This window comes from Promicromonospora iranensis, assembly GCF_028994805.1.
Classification (GTDB): domain Bacteria; phylum Actinomycetota; class Actinomycetes; order Actinomycetales; family Cellulomonadaceae; genus Promicromonospora; species Promicromonospora iranensis.
Map to the genome: position 1 here is coordinate 154,294 of NZ_JAJQQP010000010.1, position 21,683 is coordinate 175,976.

The following is a 21,683-nucleotide window of genomic DNA, read 5'->3' on the forward strand; positions in this document are numbered from 1 at the left end:
TCCGGCGTCAGCCCGGCACCCAACCCCTCAGCGGCCCGTCGGCCTCGGTCCTTCGGTGGACCGGGGCCGATGTGGTGTCCGACGACCGAGGCAAAGCATCGACATGATCGATACCTGAGACAGATCTTGTCTCACAGTCCCCGCCCGCGTAATCTGCTCCAGGCGAGCCGATGGCTCGCTACGGAACATGCAGCCGCGCGGCCAGGTGGCCGCCCCACGCAGGGAGGACGTCTTGAGCACCGTGCGCTCCGCACTCCCCACCTCCGCCCTCCTGGCCGCCACGCACTCGATGTGCGCAACTGACTGCTGCCCCCGAGGCTGTCTGTAGAGCGTCCGCTCTGCGCCCGACCACACCGGCCCCGCCGAGCGTGGCCCTGGCGCCGGCGCGATGCTCCGGACCCCGCCACAACCCCAGACGCTCCACGCCAGTCCCGAGGCGTGCTTCCGCACGACCCGGGCGCCGACGTCGGACAAGCACGACTCCACCCAGCAACACCCGCCACACAGCGAAGGAAGAACACACCATGGCCCGCATCTACGACGACGCGACCAAGCTCATCGGCAACACCCCTCTCGTCAGGCTCAACCGCCTCACCGAGGGCCTCGAGGCGACGGTTCTCGCCAAGCTCGAGTTCTACAACCCCGCCAGCTCCGTCAAGGACCGTATCGGTGTGTCGATCGTCGACGCCGCCGAGGCCTCCGGCGAGCTCAAGGAGGGTGGCACGATCGTCGAGGGCACCTCGGGCAACACCGGTATCGCGCTGGCGTTCGTGGGCGCGGCCCGCGGTTACAAGGTGGTCCTGGCGATGCCGGAGACCATGTCGAAGGAGCGCCGCGCCCTGCTGCGCGCGTACGGCGCCGAGCTGGTGCTCACGCCGGGCTCCGAGGGCATGAAGGGCGCGGTCGCCGCGGCCGAGAAGATCGCCGCCGAGCGCCCGGGCGCCATCCTGGCGCGCCAGTTCGCGAACGAGGCCAACCCGAAGATCCACCGCGAGACCACGGCCGAGGAGATCTGGGCCGACACGGACGGCGCCGTCGACATCCTCGTGGCCGGTATCGGCACGGGCGGCACCATCACCGGCGTCGGCCAGGTCCTCAAGGAGCGCAAGCCCGAGGTCAAGGTCGTGGCGGTCGAGCCCGAGGAGTCGCCGATCCTCAACGGCGGCGCCCCCGGCCCGCACAAGATCCAGGGCATCGGCGCGAACTTCGTGCCCGAGATCCTCGACACCAACGTGTACGACGAGGTCATCGACGTCAACGCCGGCACGGCCATCGAGTTCGCCCGACGGGCGGCCCGCGAGGAGGGCCTGCTCGTCGGCATCTCGTCGGGTGCGGCGCTGTCCGCGGCGCTGGAGGTCGCGAAGCGTCCGGAGAACGCCGGCAAGACGATCGTCGTGATCATCCCCAGCTTCGGCGAGCGCTACCTGTCCACCCCGCTGTTCGAGGGCCTGGTCGACTGATGGCGCGGGCGCACGGGCTCCTCCAGGTTCTTGCCGAGGACCTGGATGCCGCGCGCGCCCACGACCCGGCCGCGCGGTCCCGCCTGGAGGTCGCACTCGCCTACCCCGGCGTGCACGCCCTCTGGGCCTACCGCGCGGCGCACCGCATGTGGCGGGTGCCGGTCCTGCGCCTGCCCGCGCGGCTGCTCTCGCAGCTCGCGCGGGCAGCGACCGGGATCGAGATCCACCCCGGTGCCCGGCTGGGGCAGCGGCTCTTCATCGATCACGGCATGGGTGTGGTGATCGGCGAGACGGCGGTGGTGGGCGACGACGTCATGCTCTATCACGGCGTCACGCTGGGCGGCCGGTCGCTCAACCGGGGCAAGCGCCACCCGACGCTCGGCGACCGGGTGACCGTCGGCGCCGGCGCGAAGGTGCTGGGCCCCGTCTGGGTCGGGGACGACGTGCAGATCGGCGCCAACGCCGTCGTCGTGAAGGACGTTCCCGCGGGAGCCGTCGCGGTGGGTATCCCCGCACGGATCCGGGTGCCGAACGCCCCGGTCGCGGAACGTCCGCGCCACGAGGACCCGTCGGAGCTCATCGAATACTCGATCTGACCGCGCGCGGCGCCACCGCCGATGCGGGTGGTCGGTAGAAGGTCAGGAGGTCGGCAGCTCGGGCTGCCGACCTCCTGACGTTCTAGCGACCACGCGGACGTGCTCCCGCCGGAACCGGTGTCAGCGCAGGCGGTCCGCGTGCTTCTGCGCCAGGGCCGGCGGTGCCGTGGCGAGCCAGGCGTCCACCAGGGCCTCCCCCAGCTCGTCCTCGCCGACCACGTCGAGCTGGATCAGCAGCCCGGCGAAACCGTCGAAGTGCTGGATCGTGAAGAAGCCCGGCCGCCCTTCCGCCAGGATCGCCTCCTTCTCGCCCAGGTCCTCGACGCGGACGCCGACGATCGGGCCTTCCGGCACCGGGTCGTCCCCGTACCGCTTGAGATCGGCCTGGGTGAACGGGCGCTCCCAGGCGAACGCCTTGCGCCACACGGACCAGGCGCGATGGCGGTAGCTCGTACCCTCGGAGGCCTCGGGCAGCGCGAGGGCGAGCCGGGCGACGTCGTCGTAGGTGGCCACGTCTCCACGGTAGCCGGAACGGTTCCGAACGGTCGGTAGACCACCGGCCGGCTAGCGGTAGGGTGGGCGCGGTACCTGGGACGGGCCGTTTCAGGTAAGACGTTGACACGACGAGGTGACTCCCATGCGCATCGGATTCCAGACCGGTTACTGGTCCCGCAGGCCCCCGAAGGGCATCCAGCAGTTCATCGTGGCCGCCGACCGGCTCGGCCTCGACTCGGTCTGGACGGCCGAGGCCTACGGCTCCGACGCCTTCTCGCCGCTGGCCTGGTGGGGCTCCCGCACCAGGAACGTGCGGCTGGGCACGGGCATCGCCCAGCTGTCGGCCCGCACGCCGACGGCGACCGCCATGCAGGCGCTCACGATGGACCACCTGTCCAAGGGCCGGTTCGTGCTCGGGCTCGGTGCCTCCGGGCCGCAGGTCGTCGAGGGCTGGTACGGCCAGCCGTACAAGCGGCCGCTGGCCCGCACGCGCGAGTACGTCGACATCGTGCGGCAGGTCATGCGCCGCGAGGCGCCGGTGACCCACGACGGTTCCTTCTACCAGCTGCCGCTGCCCGCCGAGGCACCCGGCGCGATGGGTCTGGGCAAGGCGCTCAAGCCGACGGTGCACCCGTTCCGGCCGGAGATCCCCATCGTGCTCGCCGCGCAGGGCCCCAAGAACGTGGCTCTCGCCGCCGAGATCGCCGACGGCTGGATGGCCGGCTTCTACGCGCCCCGCATGGACGACGAGTTCCGCGCGCTGCTCGCCGAGGGCTTCGACGTCCGCGCGGAGGAACGTTCGCCGGCCGACGGGTTCGAGGTCGCGGCCACGGTCCCCGTCGTCGTGCGGGACGACGTCGAGGCCGCCGCCGACGTCATCCGCCCCCACATCGCCCTCTACGCGGGCGGGATGGGCACCAAGGAGGCGAACTTCCACAAGCAGTCGCTCGACCGGCTCGGCTACCAGGAGCCGCTCGACAAGGTGCAGGAGCTGTACCTCGCCGGGCGCAAGGAGGAGGCGGCCGCGGCGGTCCCGACGCAGCTCGTGGAGGAGATCGCGTTGGTCGGGCCGATCGACAAGATCCGCCGCGAGCTGCCGACCTGGGAGCGCACGGCGATCACGACCATGCTCGTCCAGGGTGACCCGGCATCGATGCTGGCGCTGCTGTCGGCGTCGCAGGACTCGTCGCTCGGCGGCCGGGTCCGCTCGACGACGGGTGCGCTGCTCTCCCGCGTAGCCCCTAAAAAGATCTGACCCGCGCGCCCCGTTGAGTGCTGGGTATTTGTGCGTTCAGGGCTCTCGAACCAACAAATAGCCAGCACTCAACGAGGGTTTACGGCAGGAGGGTGATGCGGCCCTCCGTCGCGACGTTGATCGTGGCGAGGGTGCGGGCGTGGTCCGCGATCACCTCGGCGTCGACCGGGGCGTCCCCGATCGGCACGAGCACCTCGGCGTCGGCGAACCCGCTGACGCCGTCGCCGCCCCCGGCCACGTACGCGGTCACAGCGACCGTGTACGTGGCGTCCGGGTCGAGCGGTGCGCCGCCGATGCTGACCTCGCGCACGCGCGAGCCGACCGCGGCGCTCGGCGCGTAGGCGTACGCCATGCCGGAGACCTGCGGGAAGCCCCCGCCGGCGTCCTGCACACGGGAGACCGCGTCCTCGAGCGACTGCCGCAGGCCCGCGCCGCTGACCCGCACGTTCAGCACCCGGTTGGCGAACGGGGCGATCGAGTAGGCGTCGCGGAGCGTGAAGTCGGGCCCCGGCGCCTCGGCCCGCAGCCCGCCGCCGTTCACCCAGCCGACGTCGGCCCCGTGCCGCTCACGGAACGCGTCGGCGACGAAGTTGCCCAGCGCCGTCTCCTGGGACCGGCTGACCTGGCCCGGGTTCAGCAGCGACGTCCGCACGTCGGCGAGCACCTCGGACAGCCGCTCGTCCATCTCGGCCGCGTAGCGCTCCTCGACCTCACGCAGCGCGGGGTCCGGCGCAACCGTGTGGTCCACCTCGATCACCGACGGTGTCACCGCGTGCTCGCCGCGCCGCTTGGTGATGTCCAGGCGGATCAGCGAGCCGATGTTCCCCTCGGACGCCATGAGCGGCACGTCGCCCTCGTACTCGATCACGGAGTCGTACTCGGCCATCTCCTCGCCGAACACGGCGTCCAGCTCCGGGACGGCCCGCACCAGCTGGTGGTTCTCGGCCATGGGGTACTGCGTGACGGCCACGACGACGTCGGCCTTCGCGTACTCCTTCAGGTCGGCGACGGCGGCGCGTGCCGCAGCTATCGGGTCGCCCTCGACGAGGTCCCCGGCAGCCGACGTCGTCTCGATCGCGTCCGTGAGACCGACGAACCCGACGCGGACCTTGCCCACCCGCTGCACGGCCCAGGTGCCGCCCTCGACGAAGGGTGTCCCGTCGGGCGTGGTCAGGTTCGACGTGATCCACGGGAAGTCGGACGCCGCGACGAGCTCGCGCGCGTGGTCGACGCCGAAGTCGAAGTCGTGCTGCCCGAAGTTCGCCAGGTCGACGCCGACGTCGTTGAGCGCCTCGACCATCGGCACGCCCTTGTACAGGCCGCCGAAGAGCGTGCCGCCTGCGAGGTCGCCGCCGAAGACGACGGCGGTCGCCGGGTTCTGCTCCTCGACGGTACGCACCGCGGTGGCCAGCCGGGCGACCCCGCCACGGTCCTGCCCACCGGTCACCACCGGGCCGATCTCGTGCGCGTCGTGGAAGTACAGGAGCGTCGCGGAGTGCTTGGCGCGATCAGCAGCTGAGCCGGCGGCCTGGTCCGCGGCAGGGTCCGCGGCGGGGTCCGCGGCGGGGTCCGCGGCGGCGGGCGGCAGGCCCGACGCGGCCAGGCCGGACACGAGCAGCAGGGTTCCGAGAGCCCTGGTGATGCGGGTGAGGGGGCGGTGCATGGCAGTACCTCCGACGGCGGATCCGATTCGGCTCGGCACGCTAGCGGGCGGCCGTGAACGGCACGGTTCCCCGGGCGTGAACGATGGGTGACTCCGGCCGCGGGTGACTCGCGGCACGGCGGCTCCGCCCGAGAAACCGCTCAGGCGTCGGCCGGGCCCGGCGGCTCGTCCTCGGGGAACCAGACCGCCCGGCGCAGGTTCACGCGGCGTCCGTCCCGGGACAGCGGGCAGCCCTCGGCGCGCAGAGCATCCAGCGCCTCGGTCAGGTGGTGCTGCGGCGGGGAGCCGGCGGCGTTGACGACGCGCCACCACGGGACGCGGTCGCCATACGGGTCGGCGCCGTCGAGGTCGGCGTCGTCGTCCGGGACCAGGTGCGCGTAACGGTCCCCGGAACCGGCCATGACGCTCCCGACCTGACGTGGCCCGCCGCGGCCGAGCCGCTCGCCCACGATCTCCGCGATCAGCCCGTAGGTCATGGCGCGGCCGGACGGGATGCGCCGGACGACGTCGAGCACGGCGGCGGCGTACTCCTCGACGTCGGTGAGCGGGGTTCCGGGCGGCGAGTCGGTCACGGGTGCGATCGTAGACGGAGCCGGCTGAACGCGATCAGCCCGTGGCCGTGCACGGGAATGTGCTTGCGGCGGGTGCGACGATCGCATCATGGCACTCCCCCAGATCGCCCTGCCCGCGGGCTACCGCTGGCGCACGCTGACGCCCGCCGACCGCCGCCTCGTGACCGAGCTGGACACCTGGGCGTTCCCGTCGGGGACCTCCCACGACGACCTCGATGCCGCGCCGTCACCACTGACCTGGGACCGCGCGATCGCGATCGAGGCGGACGGGTCCGAGGGCCTGGTGGCGATGCACGCGTCGTACCCGTTCGGACACTTCCCCGTGCCCGGGGCAGAGCTGCCGACGGCGGGCCTGACCTGGGTGGGCGTACACCCCCAGCACCGTCGGCGCGGTCTGCTGACGGCGATGATCGACCTGCACCTCACACGCTCCTCCGAGCGTGGCGAACCGCTGAGCGCCCTGTTCGCCGCCGAGGCCGCGATCTACGGCCGGTTCGGCTACGGCCACGCCGCCGACGACCTGCGTCTGGACATCCCGCGCGGCGCGGCCCTGCGGGACGTGCCGGGCGCGGAGCGGCACACGGTCCGGGTCGAGATCGCTGCCCGGGAGCGGCACGGCGTGCTCGTGGACCGCCTGCACCGCGCGGCCGGCGCCGCACCGACCGGCGTACCGGGGATCAACCGGCCCGGCTGGGTGACACGCGAGACCGAGGAGCTGCAGGCCGTGCTCTGGGACGACTCCCCCGCGCACCGCGGCGGCCGCGAGTCCCGGCGCATCATGATCGTCGAGCTCGACGGCGAGCCCCGCGGCTACGTGACGTTCCGCCGCTCCCTGGCCTGGGAGCCCACGGGCCCGCGCGGGCGGGTCGACGCCGGTGAGGTCGTCGCGGTCGACGCCGCCGCCGCCCGCGCCCTGTGGGGCGCGCTGCTCGACCTCGACCTGACGAACGAGGTCACACCGTTCACCCTGCCCGTCGACGACGTCGTCACGCAGCTCCTCGTGAACCTGCGCGCCGCAGCACCCCGCACCCCGGACAACCTCTGGGTCCGGCTGGTCGACGTCGCCGCGGCGCTCGCCGGGCGCCGGTACGCGGCCGACGTCGACGTGACGATCAAGGTCACCGACGCCCGGCTGCCCGCGAACGCGGGTGTCTACCGGCTCCGGGCGGAGGCCTTCGGGCCGGCGTCGGTGGAGCGCGTCGACCCGGAGTTCGAGGCCCCTGAGCTGTCGCTCGACGTGCGCGAGCTGGGCGCCGCCTACCTCGGCGGCACGTCGCTCGCGGCACTGGCGGCCGCGGGCCTCGTCACCGAGCACCGCCGTCAGGGACAGCAGACGAGCGCGCTCGCCCGCGCGAGCACGGCGTTCGGCTGGCCGGTCGCGCCCGGATCGTCCTGGGTCTTCTGACCCACCCACACCCCGACAGGGACATTGCGGTGCCGGGTCAGGTCTGGCAGGTGGGGCACCAGAACAGGTTGCGGCCGGCCAGCTCCTTGATCAGCACTGGCGTGCCGCAGATCCGGCACGGCAGGCCGGCCCGGTGGTAGACGTAGAACGCCTGCTCCGAAGGCACGGCGCCGGGATCTCCGTCAGCGTTCTGCCGCGTACGACCCCGCCTCACCCGAGGCTGGTCCTCTGCCGGAAGGGTCCCCCCGAGCTCGCGGTGCTCCGGGCGCGTGGTGACGATCGCTCCCCGCTCGACGCCCTCGCGCATGAGGTCCACGAGGTCGTCCCAGATCGCGCGAACCACCGCGGCGGGCACGTCGCGGCCAGGTCGCAACGGGTCCACGCCAACCCGGTACAGCACCTCGGCGCGGTAGATGTTCCCCGCCCCGGAGATGACCGATTGATCCATGAGCAGCTGCGCGATCGTGACTCTCGATCGGCCGACCGCGGCGATGAAGGTGTCGACGTCGGCGTCGTCCCGGATGGGGTCGGGGCCGAGGCGCGCCTGGACCGTCGTCTTCTCCTCGGTGGTGATCACCTCGCAGGCCGTGGGGCCGTTGAGATCCGCGACGGCGTGGTCGCCGAGCAGGCGCACGCGGACCTGCCCGCGCGGCTCCGGCGGGAGCCATTCGCCGCCGCTGGTCGAGCTTGTCGAGCCCTGACTCCCGACCGACCCGCCGACCGGCGGCGTCGTCTCCCGTTCGCCGATCCGCTTGCGCGGCGCGCCGATCGCGTGCGCCACCTCGGGCGCGTCCGAGGAGCCTGCGAACGTCCACGCGCCGTACAGCCCGAGGTGCACACGGAGCCAGAGGAGGTCAGGCCCGGAGGCCGCTCCGTCGACCTGATCGTCTGACACATCGGCAGGCACGAACCCCAGGAACAGCTGCTTGCCCCACGCCTCGCTCGCCATCAGGCGGCGCCCCGAGAGCACGGCGGCGCCGTCGGCGAACCGCCCCTGCGGGCTGCTCAGTCGCAGGACCTGCCCGCCGTAGAGCGAGCCGAACGTCCGCGCGAGGCGGTGGACGACGTTCCCCTCAGGCACGCTTTGCTTCGTAGTCGGCGAGCTGGTCGATGCGGCGCTGGTGCCGCTCGTCGCCGCTGAACGGCTCGGCCACGAAGGCCTCGACGAAGGACGTCGCCTCCTCCGCCGAGTGCATGCGGCCACCCACGGCGATCACGTTCGCGTCGTTGTGCTGGCGGCCCAGCCTGGCGGTCTCCAGCGACCACGCGAGGACGGCGCGGACGCCGGCCACCTTGTTGGCGGCGATCTGCTCCCCGTTGCCGGAGCCGCCGATCACGATGCCGAGCGAGCCCGGCTCGGCGACGACGGCCTCACCGGCGGAGATGCAGAAGGCGGGGTAGTCGTCCAGGGGGTCGAGCTCGTGGGCTCCGTGGTCGACCACCTCGTGCCCGGCAGTGGTGAGAAACTGCACCAGGTGCTGCTTGAGGTCGTACCCGGCGTGGTCGGCGGCGATGTGCAGGCGCATGGTGCCCATTCTTCCCCATCCTGGAGGTGGGTCGCGCAGCGCAAGAACCGGGATGCGAAGGTTGCGTACGCTGGCGCAATGACCACCGACGCCACGGGTCTCACGTCGGGCATCGACCTCGACGCGCTCGACCCCGCAACCCGACCGCAGGACGACCTGTACCGCCACGTCAACGGGCGGTGGATCGACAGCCACGAGATCCCCGCCGACCGCGCCATGGACGGCGCGTTCCGAGAGCTCTACGACACGGCAGAGGTGCACGTCCGGGAGATCATCCAGGACGCGCCGACCGGTTCCAAGATCGGCGACCTGTACGCGAGCTTCGTGGACACGGAGCGCATCGCCGCCCTCGGCACCGCGCCCCTGGACGAGGACTTCGCCCTGATCCGGGACGCCCACGACATGGCGGCCCTGACGCGCGCACTGGGCACGCTGCAGCGGACGGGCGGCACGGCCGGCGTCCGCTTCTGGGTCGACAACGACGCCACCGACCCGGAGAAGTACGTCGTCTACCTGCGGCAGTCCGGGCTCGGCCTGCCCGACGAGGCGTACTACCGCGAGGAGCAGTACGCGCCGATCCGCAAGAAGTACCGGCCGCACGTGTCCCGGATGCTGCGCTTCGCGAAGGTCCACGAGACGTGGGGCATCTCCTGCGACGACGCCGCCAGCCGGGTCTTCGACCTCGAGAAGCGGCTCGCCGCGCACCACTGGGACGTGGTGCGCGACCGCGACGCCACCCTCACGTACAACCCGATGACGCTCGCCGACCTCGTCGAGTCGGCGCCCGGCTTCGACTGGGCGGCCTGGGCCGAGGCCCTCGGCGTGCCCGAAGGCGCCTTCGACCACCTCGTCGTGCGCGAGCCCGGCTACGCGACCGGGTTCGCCGCCCTGTGGCGCGAGCTGTCGGTGCTGGACTGGCAGCTCTGGATGACGTACCACGTGATCAGCGCCCGGGCCCCGTACCTGACGGACCAGATCGTCGAGACCAACTTCGACTTCTACGGCCGCACCCTCACCGGTGCCCAGGAGGTGCGCGAGCGCTGGAAGCGTGGCGTAGCACTCGTCGAGGGCGCGCTCGGCGAGGCAGTCGGAGCCGAGTACGTCGCGCGGCACTTCCCGCCGGCGAACAAGGCCAGGATGGACCGCCTCGTGGACGCCCTCGTGGTGGCCTACCGCGACTCGATCCAGGGTCTCGACTGGATGACCGACGAGACCAAGGCCAAGGCCCTGACCAAGCTGGAGAAGTTCACTCCCAAGGTCGGGTACCCCGTGAAGTGGCGCGACTACTCCGGGCTCGAGGTGGACGCGACGGACCTCGTGGGCAACGTCCGGCGGTCCAACGCGTTCGACCAGGACTACGAGCTGGCGAAGATCGGCAGGCCGCTCGACCGCGACGAGTGGTTCATGACGCCGCAGACCGTCAACGCCTACTACAACCCGGGCATGAACGAGATCGTGTTCCCGGCGGCGATCCTGCAGCCCCCGTTCTTCGACCCCGAGGCCGACGACGCCGTGAACTTCGGCGGCATCGGCGGCGTCATCGGGCACGAGATCGGGCACGGCTTCGACGACCAGGGCTCCAAGTACGACGGCGACGGCCGCCTCGAGGACTGGTGGACCGACGCCGACCGCACCGAGTTCGAGAAGCGCACGAGCGCGCTCATCGCGCAGTACGACCAGTTCCGCCCGGCGCAGCTCGTGGCGGCCGCTGGCGCGGGGTCCAGTGGCGCGGGGTCCGACGGCGAGGGTGTCGAGGACGCGCACGTCAACGGCGGTCTCACGATCGGCGAGAACATCGGTGACCTCGGTGGGCTGTCGATCGCGATCAAGGCGTACCGGCTCGCGCTCGGCAAGCCCCTGGAGGAGGCACCGGTCATCGACGGCCTGACCGCCCTGGAGCGGATCTTCCTCGGCTGGGCACAGGTGTGGCAGTCCAAGGGCCGCGACGAGGAGGTGCTGCGCCGTCTCGCGACGGATCCGCACTCCCCCAACGAGTTCCGCTGCAACGGCGTCGTGCGCAACGTGGACGAGTTCTACACGACGTACGACGTGCAGCCCGGCGACGCCCTGTACCTCCCCCCGGAGGAGCGCGTCCGAATCTGGTAACCCCGTCGTTGAGTGCTGGGTATTTGTGGGATCAGAGCGTCCGATCCCACAAATACCCAGCACTCAACCGGAGGTCAGGCGTCCGTGGACTGGGCCTTCAGGGCTCGGTCCGTGCCTGCCAGGGACTCCACGACCAGGCGGCGGAGGGCCGGGGGCGCCTCGGCGTTCGTGTCCAGCCACGCCGCCGTCGCGTCCCGCAGCTCCGCCGACGCCAGCGGCGCCGGGTAGAAGCCCTCGATGACCTCCTCGGCGATGTGGTAGCTCCGCTCGTTCCACACCTTGAGCACGGCGTCCAGGTACGGCTGCACGACGTCGGCCAGCGCGGCCGGGTCGTTCACGTGCACGAACCCGAGGCCCGTGTTCCGGATGATCGCGTTCGGCACGTCGGCGTCCACCACGGACGACAACGCGGCCAGCTTGCCCTCGACCGTCGGCTTCGCGGCCCGTGCGCGCGCAGCTGCCTGGCGGCCGGTGGCGGTGTTGTCGGCCGCGAGCATCTCGTCGATCTCCTGGTCGCCCGCAGCCCCGTTGAGCACGAGGCCTTCCAGGAGCTCCCACCGGAGGTCGGTGTCGAGGGTCAGCCCGTCGAGGCCGACCGAGCCGTCGAGCAGCCCGGACAGCGTCTCCACGTGCGCCGGCGTGGACGCCACGTGCGCGAAGAACTTGACCAGCTGGAACTGGGTGTCGGAGCCGGCCTCGGCCTCGCCCACGAGCGCCCAGAGCGTGTCGCCCACCTCGGCGAGCGTCGCCGTCCGGGCCGACGGCGCCACGTACTGCTTGGCCGCCAGCACCATCTGGTTGAGCGTGGTCCGAAGCGTCGTCGACTCCGTCTCGCGGGCGATGCCCCCGAGCACCAGGCGCACGTACTCCGAGGCCGGGACCTCGCCGTCACGCACCGAGTCCCAGACCGAGCCCCACACGAGGGAGCGGGCCAGCGGGTCCGCGATGTCGGCCAGGTGCTCCAGGGCAACACGCAGCGACGAGGCGTCGAGGCGGATCTTCGCGTAGGCGAGGTCCTCGTCGTTGAGCAGCACGAGCGCCGGGCGGTCGAGCTCGACGAGCTCCTTCACGTCCGTCCTCGGCCCGTCGACGTCGACCTCGACGAAGTGGGTGCGCACGAGCTCACCGGCGTCGGACAGGCTGTAGAAGCCGATGCCGAGGCGGTGCGGGCGGATCGTGCGCCACTCGGCGGGCGCCGTCTGCTCGACGACGAACGACATGATGCGGCCGTGGCTGTCCGTCTCGATGACCGGGCGCAGCGTGTTCACGCCCGCCGTCTCCAGCCAGAGCTTCGACCAGGCCTTGAGGTCGCGGCCGCTGGTCGCCTCCAGCTCGGTCAGCAGGTCCGGCAGCTCGGTGTTGCCCCACGCGTGCTTGCCGAAGTACGCCGAGACGCCCGAGATGAACGCCTCACGACCCACCCAGGCCACGAGCTGCTTGAGCACGGACGCACCCTTGGCGTAGGTGATGCCGTCGAAGTTGACCTGGACGTCCTCGAGGTCCTTGATCTCGGCGACGATCGGGTGCGTGGACGGCAGCTGGTCCTGCTTGTAGGCCCACGACTTCTCCATCGCGGAGAACGTGGTCCAGGCAGCCTCCCACTCCGTGGCCTCGGCCGTGGCGAGCGTGGAGACGTACTCCGCGAACGACTCGTTCAGCCACAGGTCGTTCCACCACTTCATGGTGACCAGGTCGCCGAACCACATGTGGGCCAGCTCGTGCAGGATCGTGACGACCCGGCGCTCGCGCACGGCGTCGGTCACCTTGGAGCGGAACACGTACGACTCCGTGAAGGTCACGCAGCCCGCGTTCTCCATGGCGCCCATGTTGTACTCGGGCACGAACAGCTGGTCGTACTTGGTGAACGGGTACGGCACACCGAACGTCGACTCGTAGAACTCGAAGCCCTGCCGGGTCTTCTCGAAGATGTAGTCGGCGTCGAAGTGCGCGGACAGCGACTTGCGGCAGAACGCGCCGAGCGGGATCTCCCGGCCGTCCGACGACGTCAGCGACGAGCGGACCACGGCGTACGGGCCGGCCACGAGCGCCGTGATGTACGTCGAGATACGGCCGGTGGGCTCGAAGCTCCAGATGGCGACGTCGCCCTCGGAGCCCTCGGAGCCGTCGGACGCGCGGGCCGGGACCGGCACCGGCTCCGGCGTCGGCTCGTTGCTCACGACCTGCCACGCCGCGGGCGCGGTGACGGTGAACTGGAAGGTGGCCTTGAGGTCCGGCTGCTCGAAGCAGGCGAACACGCGTCGGGCGTCGGGCACCTCGAACTGCGTGTAGAGGTACACCTCGCCGTCCACCGGGTCGACGAAGCGGTGCAGGCCTTCGCCCGTGTTCGTGTAGCCGCAGTCGGCGACGACGACGAGCTCGTTGTCGGCGGCGAGCCCGTCCAGGGTGATGCGCGAGTCGGCGAACACGGCGGCCGGGTCCAGCTCGCGGCCGTTCAGCACCACCGATCGCACCGACGGGGCGACCAGGTCGACAAAGGTCGAGGCGCCCTCCGTAGCGGTGAAGCGCACAGTCGTGGCGGACGCGAAAGTCTCGGGACCGGTGGTCAGGTCCAGCGCGATCTCGTACGACTCGACCGATACGACGCCGGCGCGTTCGACCGCCTCGGCGCGGGTCAGGTTCTCTCCGGGCACAGGCCCTCCACGTCTGTCTTCTCGTGGGCGCCGGTTGGCGCCCCGCGCGTCCGTTGGGCGCGCCTTTTCGGTTGGCTTGTCGTCCGGTCTGTGAACTACCTGCGACGACTCGTCGATCATGCCACGCAGGAGTAACAGCGAGTAACGCCTTTGTGTACGATCGACCGCGGTCGCCCGACCGACCGATTTGAGCTGAGGGAGTCGCCTGATGTCCGGCACAGTGCCGCCGCCACCGCCGCCAGGCGGTTGGCCCGACGAGGACCCGGGTGCGTCGCCCCAGGAGCAGCACCCGCCCACCGCACCCACGCCCGCCCAGCAGGCACCGGTGCAGCGTGTTTCCGCGGCAACCCGCAAACCGCCCGCCATCTCGCCCGCGAACCAGTTCTCGCAGGCCGTCACCCCGGCGCCCGCCGCGCCAGGTGCCCCCGTGGTCCAGTCCGTGCACAACGGCGGCGGAGACCCGCAGTACTACACCGAGCCGTACCAGCAGCAGTACCAGCAGCCGTACCAGCAGGGCTACGCACAGCCCCAGGCCTACGCGCAGCAGGCGCCGCAGGGCGGTCAGTACCCGCCGCAGCCTTACCCGCCGCAGGGCTACGACCAGTATGGTCAGCCGGTCTACGCCGCGCAGCCGGGCGGCGGCTACCCGCCCGAGCCCCCGCGCGAGCGCAAGAAGCTCAGCCCGGGCTGGATCGCCTTCATCGCCCTGGACGTGGTGCTCGTCATCGCCGCGATCGTGTTCGCGGTGAACCTGCTGGGCCAGCCCGACGACACCCAGGAGAGCAGCGGCACGCCGGCCGCGGAGCAGCCGGCGTCGCCGGAGCCCGAGGAGGGTCTGGAGACCGGCGGTGGTGCCGGCGTCGAGACGTTCGCCGCACCCTCGCTGAACATCACGTGCACGATCTCGGCGGACGCTGCCACGTGCGGCATCGCGCAGCTCAACCAGAAGCCGGCACCGGACGCCACCTGCGACGGCGCCTCCGGCTACGTGGCGAAGGTCGACCCGAGCGGCAACGTGACCCAGCCGTGCGTCGACAAGAAGAACCAGCCCAAGAAGGCGGGCGGGGACATCGCGATCCTCGAGTACGGGGCGCAGAAGAAGGCGCACGGCTTCACCTGCCTCAGCGACCAGAGCGGCATGAAGTGCGTCGCCGACGAGAGCGGCAGCGGCTTCTCGATCGCTCGCGCGGGCATCGGCTCCGCCTGACCGGTCTCCCGAGGCCGAGGCGACACCGCCGAAGCAGGCAACGAACAGGCCAGACCGCGAGAACAGTGCTGTGGCGCACCCCGCCCGGGGTGCGCCACAGCACTGTCTTGCCGACTACCTCGCCAGACGACTACCTCGGCGGATCGACCTCCGGCTCCTCCTCGTTCATCACGCCCACGAGCGACCGCAGACGCGCGTTGCCGAACAGGTCCTCGAGCAGCACCACGGTGCCCGCTGAGTCCGCCAGCGGGACCTTCCAGTTCGGGTACTCGGTGTCCGTCCCGGGCTGGTTCTGGGCACGCCGCTCCCCCACCGCGTCGGTCAGGTACACCCCGACCAGCGCGGCCGGCGTGTCCTTGAGGAAGCGGTGCAGGCCCTCGACCAGCTCGCGCTCGGACGGGTCGAAGGTCGTCAGCCCGCGGCGGGACAGCGCCTCCACGAGCGACTCCCGCTCCGCGCGCGCTTGCCCCCGCAGCACCGTCGGCTCCTCGGTGAGCAGGCCGAGCCGCTCGCGCAGGTCCACGTGCTCGCCGGCCAGGTACCCGGCGGTCGGCGGCAGGTCGTGGGTGGTCACCGTCGCCAACGCCGCCCTGCGGTAGGCCTCCGGCTCGACGGGGGCGCCGGCGGCGTCGCGCTCGAAGAGCAGCACGGAGGTGCCGAAGATGCCGCGCTCCTCCAGGTAGTCGCGGATCCACGGCTCGAAGGTGCCCAGGTCCTCGCCGATGACGGTCACCCCGGCGCGCTGCGCCTCCAGGCACAGGATGCCGATCAGCGCCTCGTGGTCGTAGGTGACGTACGCACCGGCCGAGGCGCGCGCTCCGCCCGGGATCCACCACAGGCGGAAGAGCCCGAGGATGTGGTCGATGCGCAGCGCGCCGCAGTGCCGCAGCACCGTGCGCAGCATCTCGCGGTAGGGCGCGTAGCCCGCCTTCGCGAGAGCCCGCGGGTGCCACGGCGGCTGGGACCAGTTCTGGCCCTGCTGGTTGTACATGTCCGGCGGAGCACCGACGGAGACGCCCTGGGCGAGCACCCCGGCGTCGGCCCAGGCGTCGGCGCCGTGCGAGGCCGAGCCCACCGCGAGGTCCTTGAGCAGGCCGAGCCGCATGCCGGCGTCGAGCCCGGCCCGGTGCGCGGCGCGGAGCTGCTCGTCGGCGACCCACTGGAGCCAGCAGTAGAACTGGACCCGCTCCGAGAGCGCGTTGCGCAGCGTGGTCACCGCGGACGACGACGGGTCGGCGAGCTCCGGCGGCCAGTCGCGGCCGTCGAGGTGCTCCGTGATGGCGCACCATGTCGCGAAGTCGACCAGGCCCTTGCCCTGCTCCAGCACGAACTCGTCGAACGCCGTCTGCCGGGCGGCCGACCGCTTCGCCGTCCAGACGACCTCCAGCGCGGCCTTCTTGGCCTCCCAGATGGCGTCCCGGTCGATCGGCCCGGAGTCCTCGGACAGCTCCCGGACGGGCTCGCCCGCCCATTCCACGAGCGACCGGTCGGCCGCGGAGAGATACGCCGTCTCACGAATGTCCTCGACGCGGATGTACAGCGGCGACATGAACCGCCGCGACGTCGGCAGGTAGGGGCTCGGTGTCACCGGCAGCACCGGCTCGGTGGCGTGCAGGGGGTTGATCCCGACGAAGTCCGCCCCGCCGTTGTGCGCCGTCTGCCAGGCGAGGTCGCCCAGGTCCGCGAGGTCGCCCATGCCCCAGGAGTCCTTGGACCGCACGGAGTAGAGCTGGACCATGAAGCCCCAGGCCTGCTTGCGGGCCACCTTCTTGCGCAGCTCCAGCCGCTCGGGGGTGACCACGAGCGGGGTCCGCGCCGTCTGCCCGCCCGACTCGGCGTGCAGCGTGTGCCAGCCGAGCGGCAGGTCGGCCGGGACCGTGAACGTGGCCCGCGCGACCTTGCGGCTGTCCACGGTGCGGGGCTCGGCGTAGACGTCGGCCTGCCGCAGCTGGACCCGGGGGCCGCGCACCACGGCGAACGAGCCGGTAGCGGTCGCCTGCGGCGCCGTCACGCGCCAGGGAGTGGCACTCGCGGGCACCACGGGCTGCTCGGACTGCTCGAGCTCGATCCACGCCGTGACGTCCGCGCCCTCCGCGACGTGCACCGGGACCTGCACCTCCCGGCCCTCCCGCGTCACGACGGTGGGCGGCAGCATCGAGCGCCACTCGTCGTCGCGGACCCGGTCCAGGCTCGCCGCGACGGCGCCCGGCGTCGACGCCGGTACGTCGAGCGCCTCCAGCACCGCGACGACCGTCGACACGCTGACCTGCTGCAGGCGGCCGTCGTGGTCGGTGTACTCGCACTGCACGCCGAGGGCGGCAGCCAGCTCGGTCAGCTCCGGAGGCACGGTGGAGCCGTCTCCGGCAGGCCCGGGCATCGGTTCGTCGGTCACAAGGAAAGATCTTGCCATCAACCTGCGCTCACCGGGCGCAACGTGGGCGTGTCCGACGAATTGACAGCATCAGAGCCTGGCCCGGCCCGCCGGAGCGGCCGACGGCTGGACCGACGGCGCGGACGCTCGTCCGGAGGTCAGGCGGACCCGGCCTGGTCCTGCGCGGCCTCGTCGTACGGCACCGTCGACGAGGCCAGGACGACGCCGGCGTCCAGCAGGGCCGCGTGCGCCGCCACGCGGAGCGACCTGGCGACGAGCCACTGCTGCGCGGGGCGCACCTGCGCGTGCAGCGTGAAGGTCAGGCCCAGGGTGTCCACCGCGTCGACGCCCCGTACCGAGGGCGTCTCCAGGAGGCTGTCGGCGATCTCGGGGTCGTTCTTCACGCGGTCGACGGCGCGGCCCAGCGCGGCGCGGACGACGTCGACGTCGGTCCCGAGCGGGACCTGCACCGAGGCCACCGCGCGGCTCCACTCCTGGGTGCTGTTCCCGGCGCGCAGGATCTCGCCGTTGCGGACGTACCAGAGGGTGCCGTCGAAGGCGCGCACCTGGGTGAGCCGCAGGCCCATCGCCTCCACCGTGCCGACCACGCCGCCGCCGAGGTCCACGATGTCACCCACCCCGAACTGGTCCTCGATCAGGAGGAAGATGCCCGAGAGGAAGTCCTTGACCAGGCTCTGCGCGCCGAAGCCGATGGCGACGCCCGCCACGCCCGCGGTGGCCAGCAGCGGCGCGATGTTCAGCCCGATGGTCTGGAGGACGTACAGCACCATGATGGCGCCCACCACGATGTTGACCGACGAGTTGAGCACCGAGCCGACGGTCCGCGCGCGCTGGGCGCGCCGTTCGGCCGCCCGGGGGTTGGTCACGTTCAGGGCGTCGGCCAGGGCCTGCGGCGACATGAGCATGTTCTTGCGGCGCCGTTTGCCGCTCCCGCCGAGGGCAGGGGTGGCACCCGTGGTGGTACCGACCGGGTCGGCGACGTTCTCCACCACCCGCGGCTTCTGGCCGATGGCGATGCGCTCGGTGAGAGAGGTGATGACGCGACGCAGGACGTAGATCGTGACCATGCCGATCACGACGGTCAGGATCACCGTGAGGGGCTTGTCCAGGAACCAGGACCAGAAGTCCTCGGCGCTGTCGAAGACGGTGGCAGCAAGAGACTCGAACACGCCTGCCAACCTACTCGGGTCGGGATGTCGGATCGGACATCTCCGGCCGCGTGCGAGGGACTACTGCGCGATTTTCACAGGGCGTTCGCCTCACGGGCGCGTGCGGCAGCCCGATCGTGAGGCCGGTCACGGGCCCGGGTACGCCCGGGCCCGTGCCGTCACACCCTGAGCGTGTCGAGCTCCGCCGCGAGGCTGTCCGCCTCGGGCCCGACGATCACCTGGACCACCCGGCCGGACCGGACCACGCCGAACGCGCCGGAGGACTTCAGCCCCGGCTCGTCCACGAGGGACGGATCGCTCACCTCTACTCGGAGCCGAGTGATGCACGGCTCCAGCTCGACGACGTTCGAGGTCCCTCCGAGTGCCGCAAGGATCTGGTCAGCCTTGGTCATGTCTCAACTCCCACCGTGCGTCGCTGCAGGTCTACGACCAGCCTAGCGGTGCTGGCAAGCGTTTGGCCCCCGCGACTGTCGACTCGGTCACAAGAGACCGCGTTTCACACCGCCGTCATCGTGCTGTCACCGTCCAGTGGCAGGATGACGGACGTGACACAGGAATCCTTCTTCGACGCCGTGGGCGGCCACGACACGTTCGTGCGTCTCGTCGACGCGTTCTACGACGGCGTCGCCCACGACCCGGTGCTGCGTCCCATGTATCCCGAGGAGGACCTGGGACCGGCCAAGGAGCGTCTGACGATGTTCCTCGAGCAGTACTGGGGCGGCCCCACCACCTACTCGGCGCAGCGCGGTCACCCGCGCCTGCGCATGCGACACATGCCGTTCAAGGTCAATCCCGACGCCCGCGACCGCTGGCTCGCGCACATGCGGACCGCCGTCGACTCGCTCGGCCTCGCGCCGATCCACGAGTCGCAGCTGTGGGACTACCTGGAGCGCGCCGCCTTCAGCATGATCAACACGTTCGAAGACTGACCAGAGGAACGACGAGGAGACGCCCGTTCGTGGACGCCACCACCCCTGACCCGACCTCCGGCGGCACCGCGCCGGACCGCCAGCCCGACGCCCTCGACCGCCTGCTGCAGGTGCTCGACCTGCGGCACCTCGAGGGCTGGGGCCCGCGCGGCGAGGAGGACGTGCTGCGCGGCGACAGCATGCCCGGCCCCGCCAATCGCGCCTACGGCGGCCAGGTGCTGGCGCAGGCCATCCTCGCTGCCGACCGCACGGTCCCGGACGGCCGCCTGATCCACTCGCTGCACGGCTACTTCCTGCGCGAGGGCCGCGTCGAGGAGCCCATCGACTTCGCCGTCGAGCGGCTCCGTGACGGGCGCTCGTTCAGCGCCCGTCGCACCCACGCCATCCAGTTCGGCAAGCCGATCCTGTCGATGATCGCGTCGTTCCAGGACGACCAGCCCGGCTACGAGCACGCGATGCCGATGCCCGACGACGTCCCGCCGCCCGACGAGGTCCGCTCGGCCTTCGACGAGCTCTCCAGCCTGCCGGAGGGGGTAGCGGTCCGGGCCCAGTTCTGGACCGACTCGGCCTTCGAGCTGCGGCACGTGGGCGGCTCGCTGTACCTGCGCCCGGATACCGCGGTGGCCGACGGCGGTACGCCGCCCGCCACCCAGATGGTCTGGATGCGCACGCGCCGCCCGCTGGAGAACAAGGACCAGGCGATGCACCGCGCCCTGCTGGCCTTCGCGTGCGACCAGCTCATGCTCGAACCCGCGCTGCGGGCCGCCGGCAGGTCGTGGCAGGACGTCGGCGCCTCGGTGCCGATGGCCAGCCTCGACCACGGCATGTGGTGGCACCGCGACGTCCGGGTCGACGAGTGGATGCTGTTCGTCCAGACCTCGCCCACGGCCCAGGGCGGCCGTGCCCTGGGCACCGCGAAGGTCTACACGCAGGACGGCGCCCTCGTCGCCTCGGCGGGCCAGGAAGGCATGATCCGGCTGCCTGCCTAGGCGCCGAGCTCCGCCAGGCGGTCACGGGCCGCCCGGACCGCCTGGCGGGTGACAGCTACCTGTTCCGATCCGGCACCCGCCTCGACCCGCAGCTCCAGGGCCCGCTCGAACAGGGCCAGGGCCTCGCCGAGGAAGGGCCGTGCCTGGTCGGCGTGCACCTCGAGCGCCTGGTCGTACCGGCACGTGCCCCAGTGCTGCAGCGCGAGGTACTCGAGCCGGTGCGCGTGCTCGATGCTCGCGGCGTGCTCCCCGTAGTAGTGCGCCGCCTCCAGCGCCAGGCCGAACAGCAGGTCCGCCTCCGAGAAGCGGTGCCGCCACTGCAGCACGTGAGCCAGCCGCAACAGCGACGGGACGGCGCCGAGGGGCACGTCGGAGGCGTTCGAGTGCGCGGCCGCCGCGTCGTCGCCCGGCCCACCGTTCATCCGGACGGCGAGCCACCCGAGCCGCTCGGCCTCGGCCAGCTCGCGCTCGGGGTCGTCCGCCTCGACCGCGAGCGCACGGGTGAGCGGCACCCGTACGGCGAGGACGTCCGGCGTGTCACGGTCCGGGCGACGCGCCAGCTCGGCGCGGTACGCCTGGGCGGCGGGGACGTCGTCGAACACCTCGTGCAGCGTGACCGGGTCGACGTGGTGCCTGGGCAGATCCAACTGTTCCTCCGGGGCGAAGCCAAGGGGGATGAATCTACCAATTCGGACAGGCTGAAAACCACTCCGTCCACGGCCGGACCACGGGGCGTTTCGCGTGGAGGAAAATGAGCACCATGACACGCCTCCATGTCCCCGTCACGCTGCGCTGGTCCGACCTCGACGCCTATGCGCACGTCAACAACGTGGCGATGTTCCGCCTGCTGGAGGACGCCCGGATCACCGCCTTCTGGCTGCACCCCGAAGCCCCGGAGGGCGAGGCCTGGCCGACGGCGGTGGTCCCCACCGGCCCCGACGCCGACTCGCACACCCTCGTGGCCGGCCAGCGCATCGAGTACCTGCGGCCGCTGCTGTTCACCCGCACACCGGTGCGCGTCGAGATGTGGCTCGGCCGGATCGGCGGCGCGAGCGCCGAGGTCTGCTACGAGGTGCACGACGGCGTCGCCGGCATGGCGAAGACGGGTCCGACGTCGGGCGGCAAGCCCTATGCGCGCGCCACGACCACCCTCGTGTTCGTCGACGCCGCCACGAACCGGCCCCGGAGACTCACGGAGGGCGAGCGGCTGGCGTGGAAGCCCTTCGAGGAAGACCCGGTCACGTTCCGCCGCTGAGCGCGCGCAGGGT

At 71.7% G+C, this 21,683-nt stretch carries 19 protein-coding genes; 9 read left to right on the forward strand and 10 right to left on the reverse strand.

Features of this window, described 5'->3' with window-relative positions:
- Positions 1-524 precede the first annotated feature (524 nt).
- Both cysK and epsC read left to right on the forward strand, forming a co-directional pair.
- Positions 525-1,460, forward strand: coding sequence for a cysteine synthase A (gene cysK, locus LUM46_RS17940; RefSeq protein WP_274995670.1), 936 nt, complete (start codon positions 525-527; stop codon positions 1,458-1,460).
- Entirely contained in the window at positions 1,460-2,056 is a 597-nt protein-coding gene (gene epsC / locus LUM46_RS17945; protein ID WP_274995671.1) for a serine O-acetyltransferase EpsC, read from the forward strand. Before cysK ends, epsC begins: the two co-directional genes overlap by 1 nt.
- Before the next feature lie 120 nt (positions 2,057-2,176).
- Here epsC and LUM46_RS17950 read toward each other — a convergent pair whose 3' ends face one another.
- Positions 2,177-2,569 (reverse strand): MmcQ/YjbR family DNA-binding protein, encoded by a 393-nt coding sequence (locus LUM46_RS17950; RefSeq protein ID WP_274995672.1) that lies wholly within the window; start codon positions 2,567-2,569, stop codon positions 2,177-2,179.
- A 124-nt stretch (positions 2,570-2,693) separates the two neighbouring features.
- Here LUM46_RS17950 and LUM46_RS17955 point away from each other — a divergent pair, with 124 nt between their 5' ends.
- Positions 2,694-3,806, forward strand: a complete 1,113-nt coding sequence (locus LUM46_RS17955; protein ID WP_274995673.1) for an LLM class F420-dependent oxidoreductase — start codon at positions 2,694-2,696, stop codon at positions 3,804-3,806.
- 79 nt (positions 3,807-3,885) lie between these two features.
- Here LUM46_RS17955 and LUM46_RS17960 read toward each other — a convergent pair whose 3' ends face one another.
- Both LUM46_RS17960 and LUM46_RS17965 read right to left on the reverse strand, forming a co-directional pair.
- Positions 3,886-5,469, reverse strand: coding sequence for a bifunctional metallophosphatase/5'-nucleotidase (locus LUM46_RS17960; protein ID WP_274995674.1), 1,584 nt, complete (start codon positions 5,467-5,469; stop codon positions 3,886-3,888).
- 140 nt (positions 5,470-5,609) lie between these two features.
- Positions 5,610-6,041, reverse strand: a complete 432-nt coding sequence (locus LUM46_RS17965; protein WP_274995675.1) for an MGMT family protein — start codon at positions 6,039-6,041, stop codon at positions 5,610-5,612.
- Positions 6,042-6,129: 88 nt separating this feature from the next.
- On the opposite strand from LUM46_RS17965, the gene LUM46_RS17970 reads away from it, so the two are divergent.
- The gene (locus LUM46_RS17970; RefSeq protein ID WP_274995677.1) at positions 6,130-7,446 is read left to right on the forward strand and encodes a GNAT family N-acetyltransferase; all 1,317 of its coding nucleotides are present in this window, start codon (positions 6,130-6,132) and stop codon (positions 7,444-7,446) included.
- Between the two features lie 37 nt (positions 7,447-7,483).
- Here the strand turns inward: LUM46_RS17970 and LUM46_RS17975 are convergent, their stop codons facing one another.
- Both LUM46_RS17975 and LUM46_RS17980 read right to left on the reverse strand, forming a co-directional pair.
- Positions 7,484-8,527 (reverse strand): Fpg/Nei family DNA glycosylase, encoded by a 1,044-nt coding sequence (locus LUM46_RS17975; protein ID WP_274995678.1) that lies wholly within the window; start codon positions 8,525-8,527, stop codon positions 7,484-7,486.
- Positions 8,520-8,972: a ribose-5-phosphate isomerase gene (locus LUM46_RS17980; protein WP_274995679.1), complete on the reverse strand. Its 453-nt coding sequence runs from the start codon at positions 8,970-8,972 to the stop codon at positions 8,520-8,522. The genes LUM46_RS17975 and LUM46_RS17980 overlap by 8 nt, the downstream gene beginning before the upstream one ends.
- Before the next feature lie 78 nt (positions 8,973-9,050).
- Between LUM46_RS17980 and LUM46_RS17985 the strand changes: the two genes are divergently transcribed.
- On the forward strand, positions 9,051-11,078 hold the full coding sequence (locus tag LUM46_RS17985) for a M13 family metallopeptidase (RefSeq protein ID WP_274995682.1): 2,028 nt from the start codon (positions 9,051-9,053) through the stop codon (positions 11,076-11,078).
- A gap of 74 nt (positions 11,079-11,152) precedes the next feature.
- On the opposite strand, the gene pepN is transcribed toward LUM46_RS17985, so the two are convergent.
- Positions 11,153-13,729: an aminopeptidase N gene (gene pepN / locus LUM46_RS17990; RefSeq protein WP_274995685.1), complete on the reverse strand. Its 2,577-nt coding sequence runs from the start codon at positions 13,727-13,729 to the stop codon at positions 11,153-11,155.
- A 208-nt stretch (positions 13,730-13,937) separates the two neighbouring features.
- Here pepN and LUM46_RS17995 point away from each other — a divergent pair, with 208 nt between their 5' ends.
- Positions 13,938-14,936 carry a hypothetical protein gene (locus LUM46_RS17995; RefSeq protein ID WP_274995687.1) on the forward strand — a complete coding sequence of 333 codons (999 nt, stop codon included), beginning with the start codon at positions 13,938-13,940 and terminating at the stop codon, positions 14,934-14,936.
- A 130-nt stretch (positions 14,937-15,066) separates the two neighbouring features.
- Here the strand turns inward: LUM46_RS17995 and malQ are convergent, their stop codons facing one another.
- From malQ to LUM46_RS18010, 3 genes are all read right to left on the reverse strand, one after another.
- Complete coding sequence (gene malQ / locus LUM46_RS18000; protein WP_274995869.1) at positions 15,067-17,313, reverse strand: 4-alpha-glucanotransferase; 2,247 nt, start codon at positions 17,311-17,313, stop codon at positions 15,067-15,069.
- A 152-nt stretch (positions 17,314-17,465) separates the two neighbouring features.
- Positions 17,466-18,497, reverse strand: coding sequence for a mechanosensitive ion channel family protein (locus LUM46_RS18005; protein ID WP_274995689.1), 1,032 nt, complete (start codon positions 18,495-18,497; stop codon positions 17,466-17,468).
- Positions 18,498-18,655: 158 nt separating this feature from the next.
- Positions 18,656-18,889, reverse strand: coding sequence for a PTS sugar transporter subunit IIB (locus LUM46_RS18010; RefSeq protein WP_274995691.1), 234 nt, complete (start codon positions 18,887-18,889; stop codon positions 18,656-18,658).
- 144 nt (positions 18,890-19,033) lie between these two features.
- On the opposite strand from LUM46_RS18010, the gene LUM46_RS18015 reads away from it, so the two are divergent.
- On the forward strand, positions 19,034-19,426 hold the full coding sequence (locus LUM46_RS18015; RefSeq protein ID WP_374726938.1) for a globin: 393 nt from the start codon (positions 19,034-19,036) through the stop codon (positions 19,424-19,426).
- A gap of 29 nt (positions 19,427-19,455) precedes the next feature.
- A complete protein-coding gene (locus tag LUM46_RS18020) occupies positions 19,456-20,415 on the forward strand; it encodes an acyl-CoA thioesterase (RefSeq protein ID WP_274995695.1) in 960 nt (319 codons plus the stop codon).
- Here the strand turns inward: LUM46_RS18020 and LUM46_RS18025 are convergent.
- Positions 20,412-21,062, reverse strand: coding sequence for a hypothetical protein (locus LUM46_RS18025; protein ID WP_274995696.1), 651 nt, complete (start codon positions 21,060-21,062; stop codon positions 20,412-20,414). The two genes, LUM46_RS18020 and LUM46_RS18025, sit on opposite strands and share 4 nt — an antisense overlap.
- 113 nt (positions 21,063-21,175) lie before the next feature.
- Between LUM46_RS18025 and LUM46_RS18030 the strand changes: the two genes are divergently transcribed.
- Complete coding sequence (locus tag LUM46_RS18030; protein WP_274995697.1) at positions 21,176-21,670, forward strand: acyl-CoA thioesterase; 495 nt, start codon at positions 21,176-21,178, stop codon at positions 21,668-21,670.
- The last annotated feature ends 13 nt before the right edge of the window (positions 21,671-21,683 follow it).